Source organism: Lentzea chajnantorensis, assembly GCF_054300775.1.
This window is the reverse complement of record NZ_JBSDZT010000002.1, coordinates 6,402,077-6,419,406: the sequence shown is the minus strand read 5'-3', so window position 1 is coordinate 6,419,406 and position 17,330 is coordinate 6,402,077. Positions and strand designations below refer to the sequence as shown.

Sequence of the window (17,330 nt, the reverse complement as noted above, 5' to 3'; positions counted from 1 at the left end):
CCCAGCCCGACGCCACTCAGCCCGGCAACGCGAGCGCCACCCCCGAGACCGCCCGCTGGGTCCAGGACCTCGCCCCCACCCCGCCGACCGGCGTCCTCCAGGTGCTGACCGGCCTCGACGACCACGCCTGCGACGAGGCCGCACTCGCCGCCCAGTCGAGCCTCGACCTCACCGAAGGCCCCCTGCTGCGGGCCATCCTGTTCCGCCTCGCCGACGGCCGCTCCCGCCTCTTCCTGACCGTGCACCACCTCGTCGTGGACGGCGTGTCCTGGCGCGTGCTGCTCGCCGACCTCGACACCGCCTATCAGCAGCTCGTCCGCGGCGAACCCGTTGCGCTGGAACCGGTGCCCACCGCGTTCGCCACCTGGGCCCGCCGCCTCACCGACCGGGTGCGCGCCGGAGAGCTGGACGCCGACCTCGACCACTGGACCGGCTTCGCCGCCTCCGCGCCCGCCGAGCTGCCGGTCGACCACGGCGACGGTGACCCCGCCGAGGACGTCCGGTCGGTCACCGTGCGACTCAGCCCCGCCGACACCGACGCGCTGCTGCACCAGGTGCCCGGCGTCTACCGCACCCAGGTCAACGACGTGCTGCTCAGCGCGCTCGGCCGCGCGCTGGCCGGGTGGACCGGCCACGACCGCGTGCTCATCGGACTGGAGGGCCACGGCCGCGAGGACGTGCCCGACGACCTCGACATCTCCCGCACCGTCGGCTGGTTCACCAGCCAGTTCCCGCTGGCCCTGCACGTTCCGGCCGGTGGCTGGGGCGGTGTGCTCAAGTCGGTCAAGGAACAGGTCCGCGCACTGCCGCGCCGCGGCCAGAGCTACGCCGCGCTGCGCTACCTGGCCGCACCCGGTTCGCCGGCCGCCGCGTTGCGCGACGACCCGCACCCGTTGATCAGCTTCAACTACCACGGCCAGTGGGACGTCGCGGCCGACGCCGACGGGCTCGTCCGGGCCCGCTGCGCCCCGCTCGGCCGCGACAGCGCCCCCGGCAACGCCCGCGCGTACCTGATCGACGTCGTCGGGCTGGTGGAGAACGGCCGGCTCGAGCTCACCTGGCTGTACTCCGGGCAGGTGCACGACGAGTCGACCGTGCGGGGCGTCGCCGACGCGATGGTGCGCGGGCTGGCGGAGATCGTCGAGCACTGCGCGGAGCCGGGTGCCGGTGGCCGCACGCCGTCGGACTTCCCGCTGGCACACCTGGACCAGGTCGCGGTGGACCGGCTGGTCGGGACCGGTGCCGAGGTCGAGGACGTCTACCCGCTGACGCCGTTGCAGGAGGGGATGCTCTTCCACGGCCTGGCCGACCCGTCGTCCACGGCCTACTTCGACCAGGTGCGCCTGCGGCTGACCGGCGTCACCGACGAACGGGCCCTCGCCACCGCGTGGCAGCGCGTCGTCGACCGCACGCCGGTGCTGCGCGGTGCGCTGGTCTGGGAAGGCGTCGAGCGGCCCGTGCAGGTGATCCGCTCGCACGTCGACCTGCCGACCGCGCACCACGACTGGCGCTCACTGTCCGAACAGGACCGCGCACGCGAGCTGGAAGCACTGGCGGCACAGGACCTCGACCTGCGCCGGGCACCGCTCATGCGGATCGACCTGGCCCGGCTGCCCGGCGACGAGGTGCTGCTGGTCTGGACGTTCCACCACGTGCTGCTGGACGGCTGGAGCCTCGCCCAGGTGTTCGCCGAGGTGTGCGAGCAGTACCGGGCGATCACCGCGGGCAGCGCACCGGAGGTCGTCTCGCGGCGGCCGTTCCGCGACTACCTGCGGTGGCTGGACGCCCAGGACCGGTCCGAGGCCGAACGCCACTGGCGTGCCGTGCTGGCGGGCTTCTCCGCACCCACCGCCCTGCCCTACGACCGGCCGCCCGCCCGCGACCACGCCACCGAGTCCTCCACGGCGGTGCCCGTCGCGCTCACCGCCGAGCAGACCGACCGGCTGCGCCACACCGCCCGCCGCCACGGCCTCACGGTCAACACCGTCGTGCAGGGCGCGTGGGCGTTGCTGCTGGCGCGCTACAGCGGCGAGTCCGACGTCGTGTTCGGCACGACGGTCTCCGGCCGCCCCGGCGAGCTGCCCGGTGTGGAGCAGATGATCGGCCTGTTCATCAACACCGTGCCGGCCCGGGTGTCCGTGCGCCCCGACGCCGAGGTCGCGACCTGGCTCGCGGAGGTGCAGGCCGCGCAGACCGAGTCGCGGCGGTTCGACTTCGTGTCGCTGGCCGACCTGCGGTCGTGGAGCGACGTGCCGGCGGGGTCGGCGTTGTTCGACAGCGCCGTGGTGTTCGAGAACTACCCGCTCAACGACGTCACCGAGGTCGGCGGCATCCGCGCGACCGAGGTGCAGGCGCGGGACACGACGACCTTCGCGCTCACCCTCAGCGCCGTCCTCGACGACCGGCTGCGCCTGGACCTCGCCTACGACCCGCACCTGTTCGACGCCGACACGGCCCGGCGCCTCGCCGACCGCCTGCTCCTGGTCGTCGACGCCATCGCCGCCGACTCCGCGCGACCGGTGGCGGACCTGCCGCTGATGACCGGCGACGAACGCCACCAGGTCCTCACCGAGTGGAACGCGACCACCCGTGACGTGCCGGAGAAGTCGGTCGTCGAGGTGTTCGAAAGCCAAGCCAGGACCACCCCGGACGCCACCGCACTGGTGGTGGGGGAGCGGTCGCTGTCGTTCGCGGAGCTGAACGCGTGGGCGAACCGGGTGGCGCGCGCTTTCGTCGCCGCCGGTGTGGGGCCGGAGCGCGTGGTGGCGTTGTCGCTGCCGCGGTCGGTGGAGTTCGTGGTGGCGCTGCTGGCGATCTGGAAGGCCGGCGGCGTGTACCTGCCGGTCGACCCGACGCTGCCGGCGGACCGCGTGGAGTTCCTGGTGCAGGACGCTGATCCGGTGCTCGTGGTGCGCGGCGCGCTGCCCGAGGCCGACCGCTCGGACGACCTGGCACCGGTGGGACCCGAGCACGCGGCGTACGTGATCTACACGTCCGGTTCGACCGGCCGCCCCAAGGGCGTGGTGGTCGAACACCGCAGCCTGGTGAACCTGCTGGTGAACCACCGGGAGGACTTCGCCGCCGGTAAGCGGTTGCGGGTGGCTTTGTCGGCGGTCTTCTCGTTCGACACGTCCCTCGAAGGCATCGTGCTGATGGCCGACGGCCACGAGCTGCACGTCCTCGACGACGACACCCGGCTCGACCCGCCCGCCCTCGTCCGGTACGTGACCGGCCACCGGATCGACTTCCTCGACCTGACCCCGTCCTACGCACGGCAGCTGGTCGAAGCAGGCCTGCTCGACGGCGAACACCGCCCGCAGGTGCTGATGCTGGGCGGAGAGGCGATCGGCGAGGACCTGTGGCGGCGCCTCGCGGACGCCCAGGGCACCGCGAGCTACAACTTCTACGGCCCGACCGAGTCCACGGTGGACGCGCTGTCCACCAGGGTCAGCGGGCACGGGCGCCCGGTCGTGGGACGCCCGCTGCTCAACACCCGCGCCCACGTCCTGGACGACGACCTGCGCCCGGTGCCCGTCGGCGTGCCGGGAGAGCTGTTCCTGGCCGGGGTGCAGGTCGCCCGCGGCTACCTCGACCGGCCGGGGCTCACCGCGGACCGGTTCCTCGCCGACCCGTTCGGCGGACCGGGGGAGCGGATGTACCGCACCGGCGACCGCGTCCGGTGGCTCGCCGACAGCACCCTCGACTACCTCGGCCGCACCGACGACCAGGTGAAGATCCGCGGTTTCCGGATCGAGCCCGGCGAGGTCGAGGCCGTGCTGTCCCGGCACCCCGACGTCCGCGAGGCCGTCGTCATCGCCCGGCAGGACCACGGCCACCAACGGCTCGTCGCCTACGTCACCGGCGCCGCCACCGACCTGCGGACGTGGCTGGCCGAGCGGCTGCCCGACTACCTGGTGCCCTCGGCGTTCGTCGAGCTCGACTCGATCCCCCTCAACGCCAACGGCAAGGTCGACCGCCGGGCCCTGCCCGCACCCGACTTCACCGAGGCCCGCACCGAGCACGTGGCACCGCGCACGGACGTCGAACGCGACGTGGCCGACATCTGGTCCGAGGTGCTGGGCGTGCCCGGCATCGGCGTGCGGGACAACTTCTTCGAGCTCGGCGGCGACTCCATCCTCAGCATCCGGGTGATCTCCCGGCTGCGGGCCGCGTTCGACGTGGAGATGTCGCCGCGGGCCCTGTTCAGCCACCCGACCGTCGCGGGGATCGCCGCGCTGGTCGCGGAGTCGGCGCAGGCGCGGCTGGACGAGATCCCCGTGGTGCCGCGCGACGGCGGTCTGCCGTTGTCGTTCGCGCAGCAGCGGCTGTGGTTCCTCGACGAGTTCGAACCCGGCGGTGTGGAGTACCTGTCACCGTCGATCCTGCGGCTGCGCGGACCCCTGGACGTCGGCGCGCTGGCCGCGGCGCTCACCGCGCTGGTCGCGCGGCACGAGTCGTTGCGCACCACGTTCGAGACGGTCGACGGGCGCGGTGTGCAGGTCGTGCACCCGCCCCAGCCCGTCGAGGTGCCGGTGGTCGACGTGACCGAGGACGAGCTGGCCGACGTGCTGACCCGCGAGACGACCACGCCGCTGGACCTGCGGCACGGCCCGCTGGTGCGGGTGCTGCTCGCGCGGCTCGGTGCGGACGACCACGTGCTCTCCCTGGTGCTGCACCACATCGTCACCGACGGCTGGTCCAACGGCGTGCTGCTCGGCGAGCTGGGCGCCTGCTACGAGGCCGCGACGTGCGGCCGGGACGCGAAGCTGCCCGACCTGCCCGTGCAGTACGCCGACTTCGCGGTGTGGCAGCGCACCGCCGCGACCGAGGAGGTGTTGCAGGAGCACCTGGCGCACTGGCGGCACGCGCTCGACGGCGTGCGACCGCTGGAGCTGCCCACCGATCGGCCCCGGCCGGCCGTTCGCGGCAAGCAGGGCGCGCTGGTGCACTTCCAGATGCCCGCCGAGGTCACCGAACGGCTCAGGGCGCTGGCCCGCGAGCACGACGGCACGTTGTTCATGGCACTGGTCGCCGCCTGCCAGGCGGTGTTCGCCCGGTGGTCGGGGCAACGCGACGTCGCCGTCGGCACCGTCGTCTCCGGCCGCGACCGCACCGAGCTGGAGGGCCTGGTCGGGTTCTTCGTCAACACGCTGGTGCTGCGCAGCGACGTGGACCCGCGCCAGGGCTTCGGGCAGCTGCTCGGCCAGGTGCGGGAGACCGTCCTGGACGCCTTCGCCCACCAGGACGTGCCGTTCGAACGGGTCGTGGACGAGGTCCACCCCGTGCGCGACCCCAGCCGCACCCCGCTGTTCCAGGCGATGGTCGTGCTGCAGAACACCGGCGGCGACGAACCGCGCCTGCCCGGCCTGCGCGTCGAGGAGCTGCCGCCGCCGTCGGTCGCGGCCGGGTTCGACGTGTCGTTCCAGTTCCAGGAGGTCGACGGCCGGCTGGAGGCGGTGCTCACCTACGACACCGCGCTGTTCGACACCTCCACGGCCGAACGGCTCGTCGCGCACGTCGGCGTGCTGCTCGACGGCGCGACCGCCGAACCCGGCCTCCCCGTGGCCGACCTGCCGCTGCTCACCGACGACGAGCTGCTCGACGTGCTGGAGCGGTGGAACGACACCGGCACCGCCGGCCCGGCACCGGCCTACCACGAGGTCTTCCAGGACCGCGCCGCCCGCACCCCGGACGCGACCGCGCTGGTCGACGGCCTCCGGTCGTGGACCTTCGCCGAGCTCAACGCCGACGCCAACCGGATCGCCCACCACCTGATCGCCGCGGGCGTCGGGCCGGAGTCCGTGGTGGCACTGGCGCTGCCCCGCTCCGCCGAGCTGGTGCTCGCGATCCTCGCCGTGCTCAAGGCCGGTGGCGCGTACCTGCCGGTCGACCCCGAGCACCCCGCGGAGCGCATCGCGTTCGTGCTCGACGACGCCCGGCCCGTGCTCGTGGTGGCCGGGACCGACGTCGGCGGCGACCTGCCGCACGTGCGGCTCGACGACCCCGCCCTGGCCGCGCGCCCCGCGACCGACCCCACCGACGCCGACCGCACGGCACCGCTGCGCCCGGAGCACGCCGCGTACGTCATCTACACCTCCGGCTCCACCGGCCGCCCCAAGGGCGTCGTCGTCGAGCACCGCAACCTCGCCGCGCTCGTCGCCGACCACCACGCACGCCTGCTGCCCCAGGACGGCACGGTCCTGCGCGGCATCGCCACCGCCGCCTACACCTTCGACGCCTCCTGGGAGGGCCTGCTCCTGCTCGCCGGCGGCCACGAGCTGCACCTGCTCGACGACGACGTCCGGCTCGACCCGCGAGCCGTCGTCGAGCACATCGCCCTGCACGGCATCGACTTCCTCAGCTGCACCCCGTCCTACCTGCACCAGCTCCTGCCGGAAGGCGTGCTCGAACGGCCGCTGCTGCTCGCACTGGGCGGTGAGGCCATCAGCGAACCGCTGTGGCGCGCGCTGGCCGAGGCCGACGGCGTCACCGCGATCAACCTCTACGGCCCCACCGAGTGCACGGTCGACTCGGTCTGGACGGAGGTCACCGACCGCGACCGGCCGGTGATCGGCACGCCGGGGCAGGGCCTGCGCGCCTACGTGCTCGACGACGGGCTGCGCCCCCAGCCGGTCGGCGTGCCCGGTGAGCTGCACCTGGCCGGTGACCAGGTGACCCGCGGCTACCTGCACCGGCCCGGCCTGACCGCGGACCGGTTCGTCGCCGACCCGTTCGGGCCGCCCGGCAGCCGGATGTACCGCACCGGCGACCTGGTCCGCTGGACCGCCGACGGCGTGCTGGAGTACCGCGGCCGCGCCGACGACCAGGTCAAGATCCGCGGCTACCGCGTCGAACCCGGCGAGGTCGAGGCCGCACTGGCCGGCCTGCCCGGCGTGGCGGAGGCCGTGGTCGTGGCCCAGGAGTTCGAACCCGGCACCCACCGACTCGTCGGCTACGTCGTCGGTGCGGCCGACGCGGACTCGCTGCGCGCGCAGCTGAAGCGGCAGCTGCCCGACCACCTGGTGCCCTCGTTGTTCGTGCTGCTCGACGAGCTGCCCACCACCGACAGCGGCAAGGTCGACCGCCGCGCCCTGCCAGCCCCCGACGCCGCGGGCTCGCAGGACCACGTGGCACCGCGCACCACCGTGGAACGGGAGCTGGCCCGGGTCTGGGCCGAGGCGCTGCACGTGGAGCGCGTCGGCGTGCACGACAACTTCTTCGGCCTCGGCGGCGACTCGATCCTGAGCATCCAGGTCGTGTCCAAGGCCCGCCAGGCCGGCCTGGAGCTGGTCACCAAGGACCTGTTCACCCACCAGACCATCGCCGAGCTGGCGACCGTCGTCCGCACGAGCGGGCAGAAGACCGCGCTCCCGGAGATCGCCGGCCCGGCGCCGCTCACGCCGATCCAGCGCTGGTACCTCGACTCCCGCGGCGATGCCCCGCACCACTTCACCATGTCAGCGCACCTGGAGCTCACCGACGACGCCGACACCGGCGCGCTGGCACGAGCCCTGGCCGCGGTCGTGGCGCACCACGAGGGTCTGCGCACCCGCTTCACCCGCGTGGACGGCGAGTGGGTCCAGGACGCGGCCGATTCCGCGGTCGAGCTGGAGGGCCACGACGTGTCCACAGTGGAGGAAGAAGCGCTCGTCACGGCCGCCCAGGCTGGACTGGACATCGAGCACGGTCCGGTCGTGCGCGCGTTGTTGTTCTCCGGCAAGCGGTTGAGCCTGGTGGTCCACCACCTCGTCATGGACGGCGTGTCCTGGCGGATCGTGCTCGGCGACCTGGAGACCGCGTACCGCCAAGCGCTTGCGGGACAGCGGATCGCCCTCGACCCGGTCGGCACCCGGTTCACCCAGTGGGCGCACCGGCTGGCCGAGCACGTGCGGTCGGGTGCGTTCGACGGCGAGCTGCCGCACTGGACCGCCGCGCTCGACGTGCCCGGTGACGTGCCGATGGACCGCGACGGCCCCAACACCGCGGGCTCCACGCGCGTGGTGTCGGTGCGGCTGGACCGCGAGCACACCGACGCCCTGCTGCACCGCGTCCCGGACGTCTACCGCACGCAGGTCAACGACGTGCTGCTCAGCGCGCTCGGCCGGGCGTTGTCGGCGTGGACCGGACGGGACCGCGTCGCCGTGACGATGGAGGGCCACGGCCGCGAGGACGTCCTCGACGGCGCCGACATCTCCCGCACGGTCGGCTGGTTCACCACGCAGTACCCGGTCGCGCTCACCGTGCCCGCCGGCGACTGGGGTGCCGCCCTCAAGTCGGTCAAGGAACAGCTGCGGGCCGTGCCCGGCCGCGGCTTCGGGTTCGAGGCGCTGCGCCAGCTCCGCGCGAGCTCCCTGGCCGGATCGGCGTTGCCGCCGGTCAGCTTCAACTACCACGGCCGGTTCGACGTGGCGGCTGCCGGGGAAGGTCTGGTCCGCGGCCGGCTGGAGGACAGGGGAGCCGACGCGGCCGCCGACAGCACCCGGCCGTTCCAGCTCGACGTCGTCGGCGGTGTCGAGGACGGCGAACTGGTGCTGTCCTGGTTCTACTCCGAGCACCTGCACGACGAGTCGACCGTGCGGACCGTGGCCGAGGCCGTGGTGCACGGGCTGGCGGAGATCGTCGAGCACTGCGCCGAGCCGGGTGCCGGTGGCCGCACGCCGTCGGACTTCCCGCTGGCACGACTCGACCAGGCGGCGGTGGACCGGCTGGTCGGCACCGGCGCCGAGGTGGAGGACGTCTACCCGCTGACGCCGTTGCAGACCGGGATGCTGTTCCACACGCTCGTGGACGACACCTCGACGGCGTACTCGAACCGGTTCCGGCTGCGGCTGTCCGGGGTGACCGACCCGGACGCGCTGGCCGAGGCCTGCCGCCGGGTCGTGGACCGCACACCGGTGCTGCGCGGCGGCGTGGTGTGGGAGGGCGTCGAAACCCCCGTGCAGGTCGTGCGGCACCGGGTCGACGTGCCGATCACCGTGCACGACTGGCGCCACCTGCCCGTCGAGGAGCACGACACCGCGGTCGGCGGCGAGGAGCTCGACCTCACCACGCCACCGTTGCTGCGCCTGGCCATCGCACGGCTCACCGACGACGAGGTCGTGCTGTTCTGGACCGCCCACCACGTCCTGCTCGACGGGTGGAGCTTCGCGCAGGTGCTGGCCGAGGTGTGCGAGCAGTACACCGCCCTCGCCCGCGGAGCGGAGCCAGAGCTCCCGCCGCGCCGGCCGTTCCGCGACTACCTGCGGTGGCTGGCCGATCAGGACACCGCCGCGGCCGAACAGCACTGGCGGCAGGTCCTCGCCGGCGTCGAGTCACCGACCCCGCTGCCCTACGACCGGTCACCCGTGCAGGCCCACCGCGCGGAGTCCAGCGCGTCCGTCCACGTCGAACTGGACGCCGACCGGTCGGCCGCGCTGAACCGGGTCGCCCGCGCCGCCGGCCTGACCGCCAACACGGTGGTGCAGGGCGCGTGGGCGTTGCTGCTGGCGCGCTACAGCGGTGAGTCCGACGTCGTGTTCGGCACCACGGTCTCCGGACGTCCGGCGGAACTGCCGGGCATCGGGTCCATGGTGGGCATGTTCATCAACACCGTTCCCACCCGCGTCCAGGTGGACCCGGCCGCCGCGGTGCTGCCGTGGCTGCGGGACGTGCAGGCCGCGCAGACCGAGTCGCGGCGGTTCGACTTCGTGTCGCTGGCCGACCTGCGGTCGTGGAGCGATGTTCCGGCGGGGTCGGCGTTGTTCGACAGCGCTGTGGTGTTCGAGAACTACCCGATCGACGAGCTGCTCGACGACGCCCAGGTCGTGCGGGTGCTGGAGGTCGAGGGCGCCGACACGACCAGCTTCCCGCTGGCCCTCAGCGCCAACCTCGGCGACCGGCTGCGCCTGGAGCTGGACTACGACCCGCGTCTCTTCGACACCGGCACCGTCGAACGCCTCGCCGCGCGGCTCGCGTCGGTGCTGGAAGGCATCGCGGCCGACCCGCACCGGTCGCTCGGCGAGCTGCCGCTGATGACCGGCGACGAGCGGCACCAGGTGCTCGTGGAGTGGAACGCCACGGCCGGTGAGGTGACCGCGGCCTCGGTGGTCGAGGTGTTCGAGGACCAGGTGCGTGCCACCCCGGACGCCACCGCACTGGTCGTCGGCGACTGGTTGCTGTCGTTCGCGGAGCTGAACGCGTGGGCGAACCGGGTGGCCCGGTCCTTCGCGGCCTCGGGTGTCGGCCCGGAGCGGCTGGTGGCGTTGTCGTTGCCGCGGTCCGTGGAGTTCGTGGTCGCGCTGCTGGCGATCTGGAAGGCCGGTGGTGTGTACCTGCCGGTCGACCCGTCGCTGCCGGCGGACCGGGTGGAGTTCCTGGTGCAGGACGCCGATCCGGTGCTCGTGGTGCGCGACGCGCTGCCCGACGCCGACGACCAGGACACCTCGAACCTGGCACCGGTGCGCCGCGACCACGCCGCCTACGTCATCTACACCTCCGGCTCCTCCGGCCGCCCCAAGGGCGTGGTGGTCGAGCACGGCAGCCTGGTGAACCTGCTGGTGAACCACCGCGAGGACTTCGCCGCCGGCAAGCGGTTGCGGGTGGCGTTGTCGGCGGTGTTCTCGTTCGACACGTCGCTCGAAGGCATCGTGCTGATGGCCGACGGCCACGAGCTGCACGTCCTGGACGAGGACGTGCGACTCGACCCGCCCGCACTGGTGCGGTACGTCGTGGACCAGCGCATCGGCTTCCTGGACCTCACGCCGTCCTACGCCCGCCAGCTGCTGGAGGCCGGCCTGCTCGACGGTGAGCACCGCCCGCAGGTGCTGATGCTGGGCGGAGAGGCGATCGGCGACGACCTGTGGCGGCGGCTGGCCGACGTCCCCGGGGTCGCGAGCTACAACTTCTACGGCCCGACCGAGTCCACTGTGGACGCGCTGTCCTGCCGGATCACGACCGGCGCTCCGGTCGCGGTCGGCCGGCCGTTGCGCAACGTGCGCGCCTACGTGCTGGACGAGCAGCTGCGGCCGGTGCCCGTCGGCGTGCCGGGAGAGCTGTTCCTGGCCGGCGACCAGCTCGCCCGCGGCTACCTCGGCCGGCCCGGCCTGACCGCGGACCGGTTCCTCGCCGACCCGTTCGGCGAGCCGGGGGAGCGGATGTACAGCACCGGTGACCGGGCGCGGTGGCTGCCCGACGGCACCCTGGACTACCTCGGCCGCACCGACGACCAGGTCAAGATCCGCGGCCACCGGGTCGAACCCGGCGAGGTCGAGGCCGTGCTGTCCCAGCACCCCGGCGTGCGCGAAGCCGTGGTGGTCGCCCGTGCGGTCGACGGGCACCAACGGCTCGTCGCCTACGTCACCGGCGCCGCGACCGACCTGCGCACGTGGCTGGCCGAGCGGCTGCCCGACTACCTGGTGCCCTCGGCGTTCGTCGAGCTCGACTCGATCCCCCTCAACGCCAACGGCAAGGTCGACCGCCGCGCCCTGCCCGCACCGGACCTCCAGGCCGCCGCCTCGGCGTACCGCGCCCCGCGCACCCCGGCCGAGGAACACGTCTGCCGCATCTGGGCGGACGTGCTGGGCGTGCCGCGGGTTGGGCTCGACGACAACTTCTTCGAGCTCGGCGGCGACTCCATCCTCAGCATCCGGGTCGTGTCCCGGCTGCGCGCCGAGCTCGACGCACCGGTGTCACCGCGCGTGCTCTTCACCTCGCCCACCGTCGCCCGGCTGGTCGAGGAGATCGGAGCCGGGACGGGTGCGGCCGAGGACGTCATCCCGCGGACGCCGCGCAACGGCGCGTTGCCGCTGTCGTTCGCGCAGCAGCGGCTGTGGTTCCTCGACCAGTTCGAACCGGAGAGCACCGACTACCTGTCGCCGTCGATCCTGCGGCTGCGCGGTCACCTCGACGTCGGCGCGCTGAACAGGGCGCTGACCGCGTTGGTGGCGCGGCACGAGTCGTTGCGCACCACCTTCGACGGCGTGGACGGCCACGGCGTCCAGGTCGTGCACCCGCCGCACGTCGTCGAGGTGCCGGTGCTCGACGTCCCCGGCAACCTCGACGAGGTGCTCGCCCGCGAGTGCACCCGGCCGTTCGACCTCTCCCGCGGCCCGCTGCTGCGCCCGCTGCTGCTGCGCGTCGCCGACGACGACCACGTGCTCCTGCTGCTGGCGCACCACATCGTGACCGACGGCTGGTCCAACGGCGTGCTGACCAGCGAGCTCAACCACCTCTACCGCGGCGGCACGCTGCCCGACCTGCCGATCCAGTACGCGGACTACGCGGCCTGGCAGCGCGACCGGCTCACCGGGGCGTTGCTGGACGAGCAGCTCGCGTTCTGGCGGGACCGGCTCGCCGGCGTCCCCCCGCTGGAGCTGCCGACCGACCGGCCCCGCCCGGCGGAGCGCACGAACCACGGCGCGGTGCACCTGTTCAGCCTGCCCGTCGAGGTCGCCGACAAGCTCAAGGCGCTTGCGCGGCACCAGGACGGCACCCTGTTCATGGCGCTGGTCGCCGCGTGCCAGGTGCTGTTCGCCCGCTGGTCGCGGCAGGACGACATCGCGGTCGGCACGGTGGCCTCCGGCCGCGACCGCGCCGAGCTGGAGGGCCTCGTCGGGTTCTTCGTCAACACGCTGGTGCTGCGCTCCACAGTGGACGGCGCGACCACGTTCCGCGAGTTCCTCGGACAGGTCCGCGGTGGTGTGCTGGACGCGTTCGCTCACCAGGACGTGCCGTTCGAGCGCGTGGTCGATGAGCTGCGGCCCGAGCGCGACACCAGCCGCACCCCGCTGTTCCAGGCGATGGTGATCCTGCAGAACACCCCCGACGCCGCACCGGACCTGCCCGGTCTGCAGGTTGAAGACCTGCCGCTGCCCGTGGTGGCGGCCAACTTCGACCTCACCTGGGAGTTCCAGGAGGACTCCGACGCCCTGCACGCGGCGGTCAACTACAACACCGACCTGTTCGACCTCGCGACCGTCGAGCGGATGGCCGGGCACCTGCGCGTGCTGCTGACCGCCGCCGTCGCCGACCCCGACCGGCCGCTGTCCGACCTGCCGCTGATGGACGAGGACGAGCAGCGGGCCGTGCTGCACGAGTGGAACGACACGGCCCACGCCGTGCCGGACGCCACCATCACGGAGCTGTTCGAGGCCCAGGTGGTGCGGACGCCGGAGGCCACCGCGGTGGTGGACGGCGGCGAGACGTGGACGTACGCGCAGCTCAACGCCCGTGCCAACCGGGTGGCGCACGGTCTGATCGCGCAGGGCGTCGGCCCCGGCCGGTACGTCGCGATCTCCCTGCCGCGCTCCGCCGACCTGCTCGTGGCCGTGCTGGCGGTGCTCAAGGCGGGCGCCGCGTACGTGCCGGTCGAGCCCGACCAGCCCGCGGACCGGGTCGCGTTCGTGCTCGACGACGCCCGGCCCGTCCTGGTGCTCGACGACCGGGACCTCCTGCGCGCCGACGGCAGGGACGACAACCCCCGTGACCACGACCGGATCGCACCACTGTCCACTCGCGACCCCGCGTACGTGATCTACACGTCCGGGTCGACCGGCCGGCCCAAGGGCGTCGTCGTCGAGCACCGCTCGGTGGTCGACTACCTCGTCTGGGCCAGCGAGGTCTACGGCGGCCTGCGCGGTGCGGCGGTGCTGCACTCGCCGGTCTCGTTCGACCTCACCGTCACGACGCTGTTCGGCCCGCTGCTCGCCGGCGGCCGGATCGTCGTGAGCGACCTGGAGGAGGACGCGGCGCCGGTGGAGCAGGCGGCGTTCCTCAAGGCCACGCCCAGCCACCTGGCCCTGCTCGGTACGGTGCCGGCACAGCTGTCGCCGACCGGTGACCTCGTCGTCGGCGGCGAACAGCTCGTCGGCGCGGTCGTGGACGAGTGGCGGCGTGCGCACCCGACGGCCGTGGTGATCAACGAGTACGGCCCCACCGAGGCGACCGTCGGCTGCATGGAGCACCGCGTCGAACCCGGCGCGCCACTGGACCCCGGACCCGTGCCGATCGGCCACGCGGCCTGGAACACCCGCCTCTACGTGGTGGACGACCAGCTGCGGCCGGTGCCGCTCGGCGTGCCCGGTGAGCTGTGCATCGCGGGCGACGGCCTCGCCAGGGGCTACCTCAACCGGCCCGGCCTCACCGCGGCCGCGTTCGTGGCGTGCCCGTTCGGCGCGCCGGGGGAGCGGATGTACCGCTCCGGCGACCTGGTCCGCAGGCGCGCCGACGGCGTGGTCGAGTACCTGGGCCGCATCGACGACCAGGTCAAGATCCGCGGCCACCGCGTGGAACCGGGCGAGGTCGAGTCCGCGCTCCTGCACCACCCGCTCGTCACCGAGGCCGCCGTCATCGCCGCCGACACCGGCCAGGGTCACGCCCGCCTGGTCGCGTACCACGTCGCCGGTGGCGAGGTGGGGTCGGCGGAGCTGCGCGCGTTCCTCACGGACCGCCTGCCCGCCTACATGGTGCCGTCCGCGTTCGTGGCGCTGCCCGTCCTGCCGGTGACGCCCAACGGCAAGCTCGACAAGGCGGCACTGCCCGCGCCCGAACCGATCACCGACACGACCGCGCACGTCGCACCGCGCACACCGGTGGAGACCACGCTCGCCGAGGTGTGGGCGGACGTGCTGGGCGCCGACCGGGTCGGGGTGCGGGACAACTTCTTCGAGCTGGGCGGTGACTCCATCCTGGTGATCCAGGTGGTGTCCCGCGCGCGGAAGGCAGGACTCGCCCTGACCACCAAGTCGTTGTTCCGCAACCAGACCATCGAGGCGCTGGCGCCGTTCGTCACCGAGATCGACACCGCGCCGGCGAACACCGCCGAGGTCGTCGGCGACGTCCCGCTCACCCCGATCCAGCGCTGGTTCTTCGAGACGCACACGCTCGCGCCGCACCACTACGCCCAGTCCATGCTGCTGGAGCTCACCCCGGACGTGGCCGAGGACGCGCTGGAGAAGGGACTCGCGGCCGTGGTGGCGCACCACGACGCGCTGCGCATGCGCTTCGAGCACGTCGACGGCGAATGGCGCCAGCACAACGCCCCCGTGCAGCACGGCACCGTGCTGGAACGCCGCGACCTCAGCTCCACCGCCGAGCCGGAACGCCAGGCGCACCTGGAGAAGATCGCCGACGAGGCGCACGCGGGCTTCGACCTCGCCACGGGCCCGCTGTACCGGGTCGTGCTGTTCCACGCCGACGACATGCCCTCACCACTGCTGTTCCTGACCGTGCACCACCTCGTGGTCGACGGCGTGTCCTGGCGCATCCTGCTCGACGACCTCGACACCGCCTACCGGCAGGCCGTCCGCGGCGAGGACGTGGACCTGGGTGCGAAGTCGACGTCGTTCCGCGACTGGGCGAACGGCTTGGCGCAGCACGTCGCCGACGGCGCGCTCGACCACGAGCTCGACCACTGGGAGGCGGCACTCGACGCGGCACCGCTGCCCGTCGACCACGACGAGCCCACACCCGGCACACCGCCGGGCGAGGTGCACGTGGTCCTCGACGCCGCGGACACCGACGCGTTGCTGCACGACGCCCCCACGGCCTACCGCACCAGGATCAACGACGTCCTGCTCGCCGCACTGGCCCGCGCGCTGTCGCGGTTCACCGGCGAACAGACCGTGTCGCTGGACATGGAGGGCCACGGCCGCGAGGACGTCCTGGGCGCCGACCTGTCCCGCACGGTCGGCTGGTTCACCACCCTCTACCCGGTCCGCCTGACACTGCCGGGCGAGGACGCGTCGTGGCGCGACGTGGTCAAGGCGGTCCGCAGGCAGCTGCGCACCGTGCCGGGCAACGGTTTCGGCTTCGGCGCGCTGAAACACCTGGGAGCAGGGGACCGTCTCGCCGGCCAGGGCCCGCAGGTGGTGTTCAACTACCTCGGCCAGTCCGGCAGCACCGCGGACCAGGCCGACGGCGGTCTCTTCCGGACCGTCCTCGACGCGATCGGGCAGGACAGCTCCCCGGCCGACCGCGGACCGCACCTGCTGGAGATCGTCGGCGGTGTCGCGGGCGGTGAGCTTCCGCTTCACCTGGCACCACCAACCCGACCGGCACGACGAGACCACCGTGCGCCGCGTCGCGGAGGACTTCCTCGAAGCCCTGCGCGGCATCGCCGCCGACTGCCGGAGCACCCGATGACCACGTCCCTGTCGCGCAACCGCAACTACCGGCTCCTCTGGGTCGGCCAGGCGCTCTCCGAGGCGGGGGCGAGCGCGTCGGTCATCGCGCTGCCCCTGCTCGTCCTGACCCTCACCGACTCGGCGGCGACCTCCGGCTTCGTCCTCGGCGCCTCCGCCGCGGCCCAGCTCGTCGTCGGCCTGCCCGCGGGGGCACTGGTCGACCGCTGGAACCGCAGAACGGTGATGCTGATCTGCGAGGCCGTGCAGGCCCTCGCCGTGGCGTTCCTGGTCGCCGCCCTGTGGTGGCAGGCGGTCGGCGTCGAACACGTCGTGCTGGTGGTGATCGTGCTCGGCGTCTGCCGCGCACTGTCAGAACCGGCCGAGGACGCCGTGCTGCCCGCCATCGTGGCCGAACGCCACCTCTCCGACGCCGTCGCGATGAACACCGCCCGCGGCTACCTCGGCCAGCTCTCCGGCACCGCGCTGGGCGGCCTGCTGTTCGGCCTGGGCCGCTGGCTCCCGTTCGCGGTGGAGGCGGTGACCCACGTGGCCACGTTCCTGGCGCTGCTGTTCGTCCGCGTCCCCCCGCGCCAACGGGAACCCGCACCCCTGGGCCGGTTCCACCGCGAGGTCGCCGAGGGTCTGCGCTGGGTGTGGACCCAGCCGGTGGTGCGCGTGGTGGCGTTCTGCGCGGTGGGCCTCAACCTGTTCTTCCAGGCGTTCTACCTGCTGATGATCGCCATCGCCCACCAGGAGGGCGTGCCCGCGGGCCAGATCGGCCTCATGGGCGCGATGCTCGGCGTCGGCGGCATCCTCGGCGCCCTGGTGGCCCCGCGGCTGCACCGCACCCTGCGCCCGCACCGCGCCATCGTCGGCGTGTTCTGGGTGATCACCGCCCTGATCCCGGTCGCGCTGTTCCTCGACCCCGGCCTGCCCATGGGCGTGCTGTTCGCGGCCGCCGCGTTCCTGGCCCCCACCGCCAACACCACCATCACCACCTACCAGCTGCTGCTCACGCCCGACGAGCTGCGCGGCAGGCTCAGCAGCGTGATGGGTGTGGCCCTGGGCGTCGCGGCGATCGCCGGCCCCGCGGTCGGCGGCCTGCTAGTGGACTTCCTGACACCGACGCAGGCCATTCTCACGTGCACGGTGGGCACGGCATTGTTGACCGTCTTCGCGACGACGAATCGCACGCTGCGCCGGTTCTCCCAGGAGGAAAGCGCGAAATAG

1 protein-coding gene (cut by a window edge) is annotated in these 17,330 nt (G+C 73.2%); it reads left to right on the top strand.

The window, feature by feature from the left end; all coding sequences use genetic code 11:
- On the top strand, positions 1–17,330 hold the 3' portion of the coding sequence (locus ACVDFE_RS31065) for a non-ribosomal peptide synthase/polyketide synthase (RefSeq protein ID WP_458434423.1). 13,996 nt of this gene lie to the left of the window's left edge; only the last 17,330 of its 31,326 coding nucleotides appear in the window; the start codon falls outside the window, past its left edge; it ends in the stop codon at positions 17,328–17,330.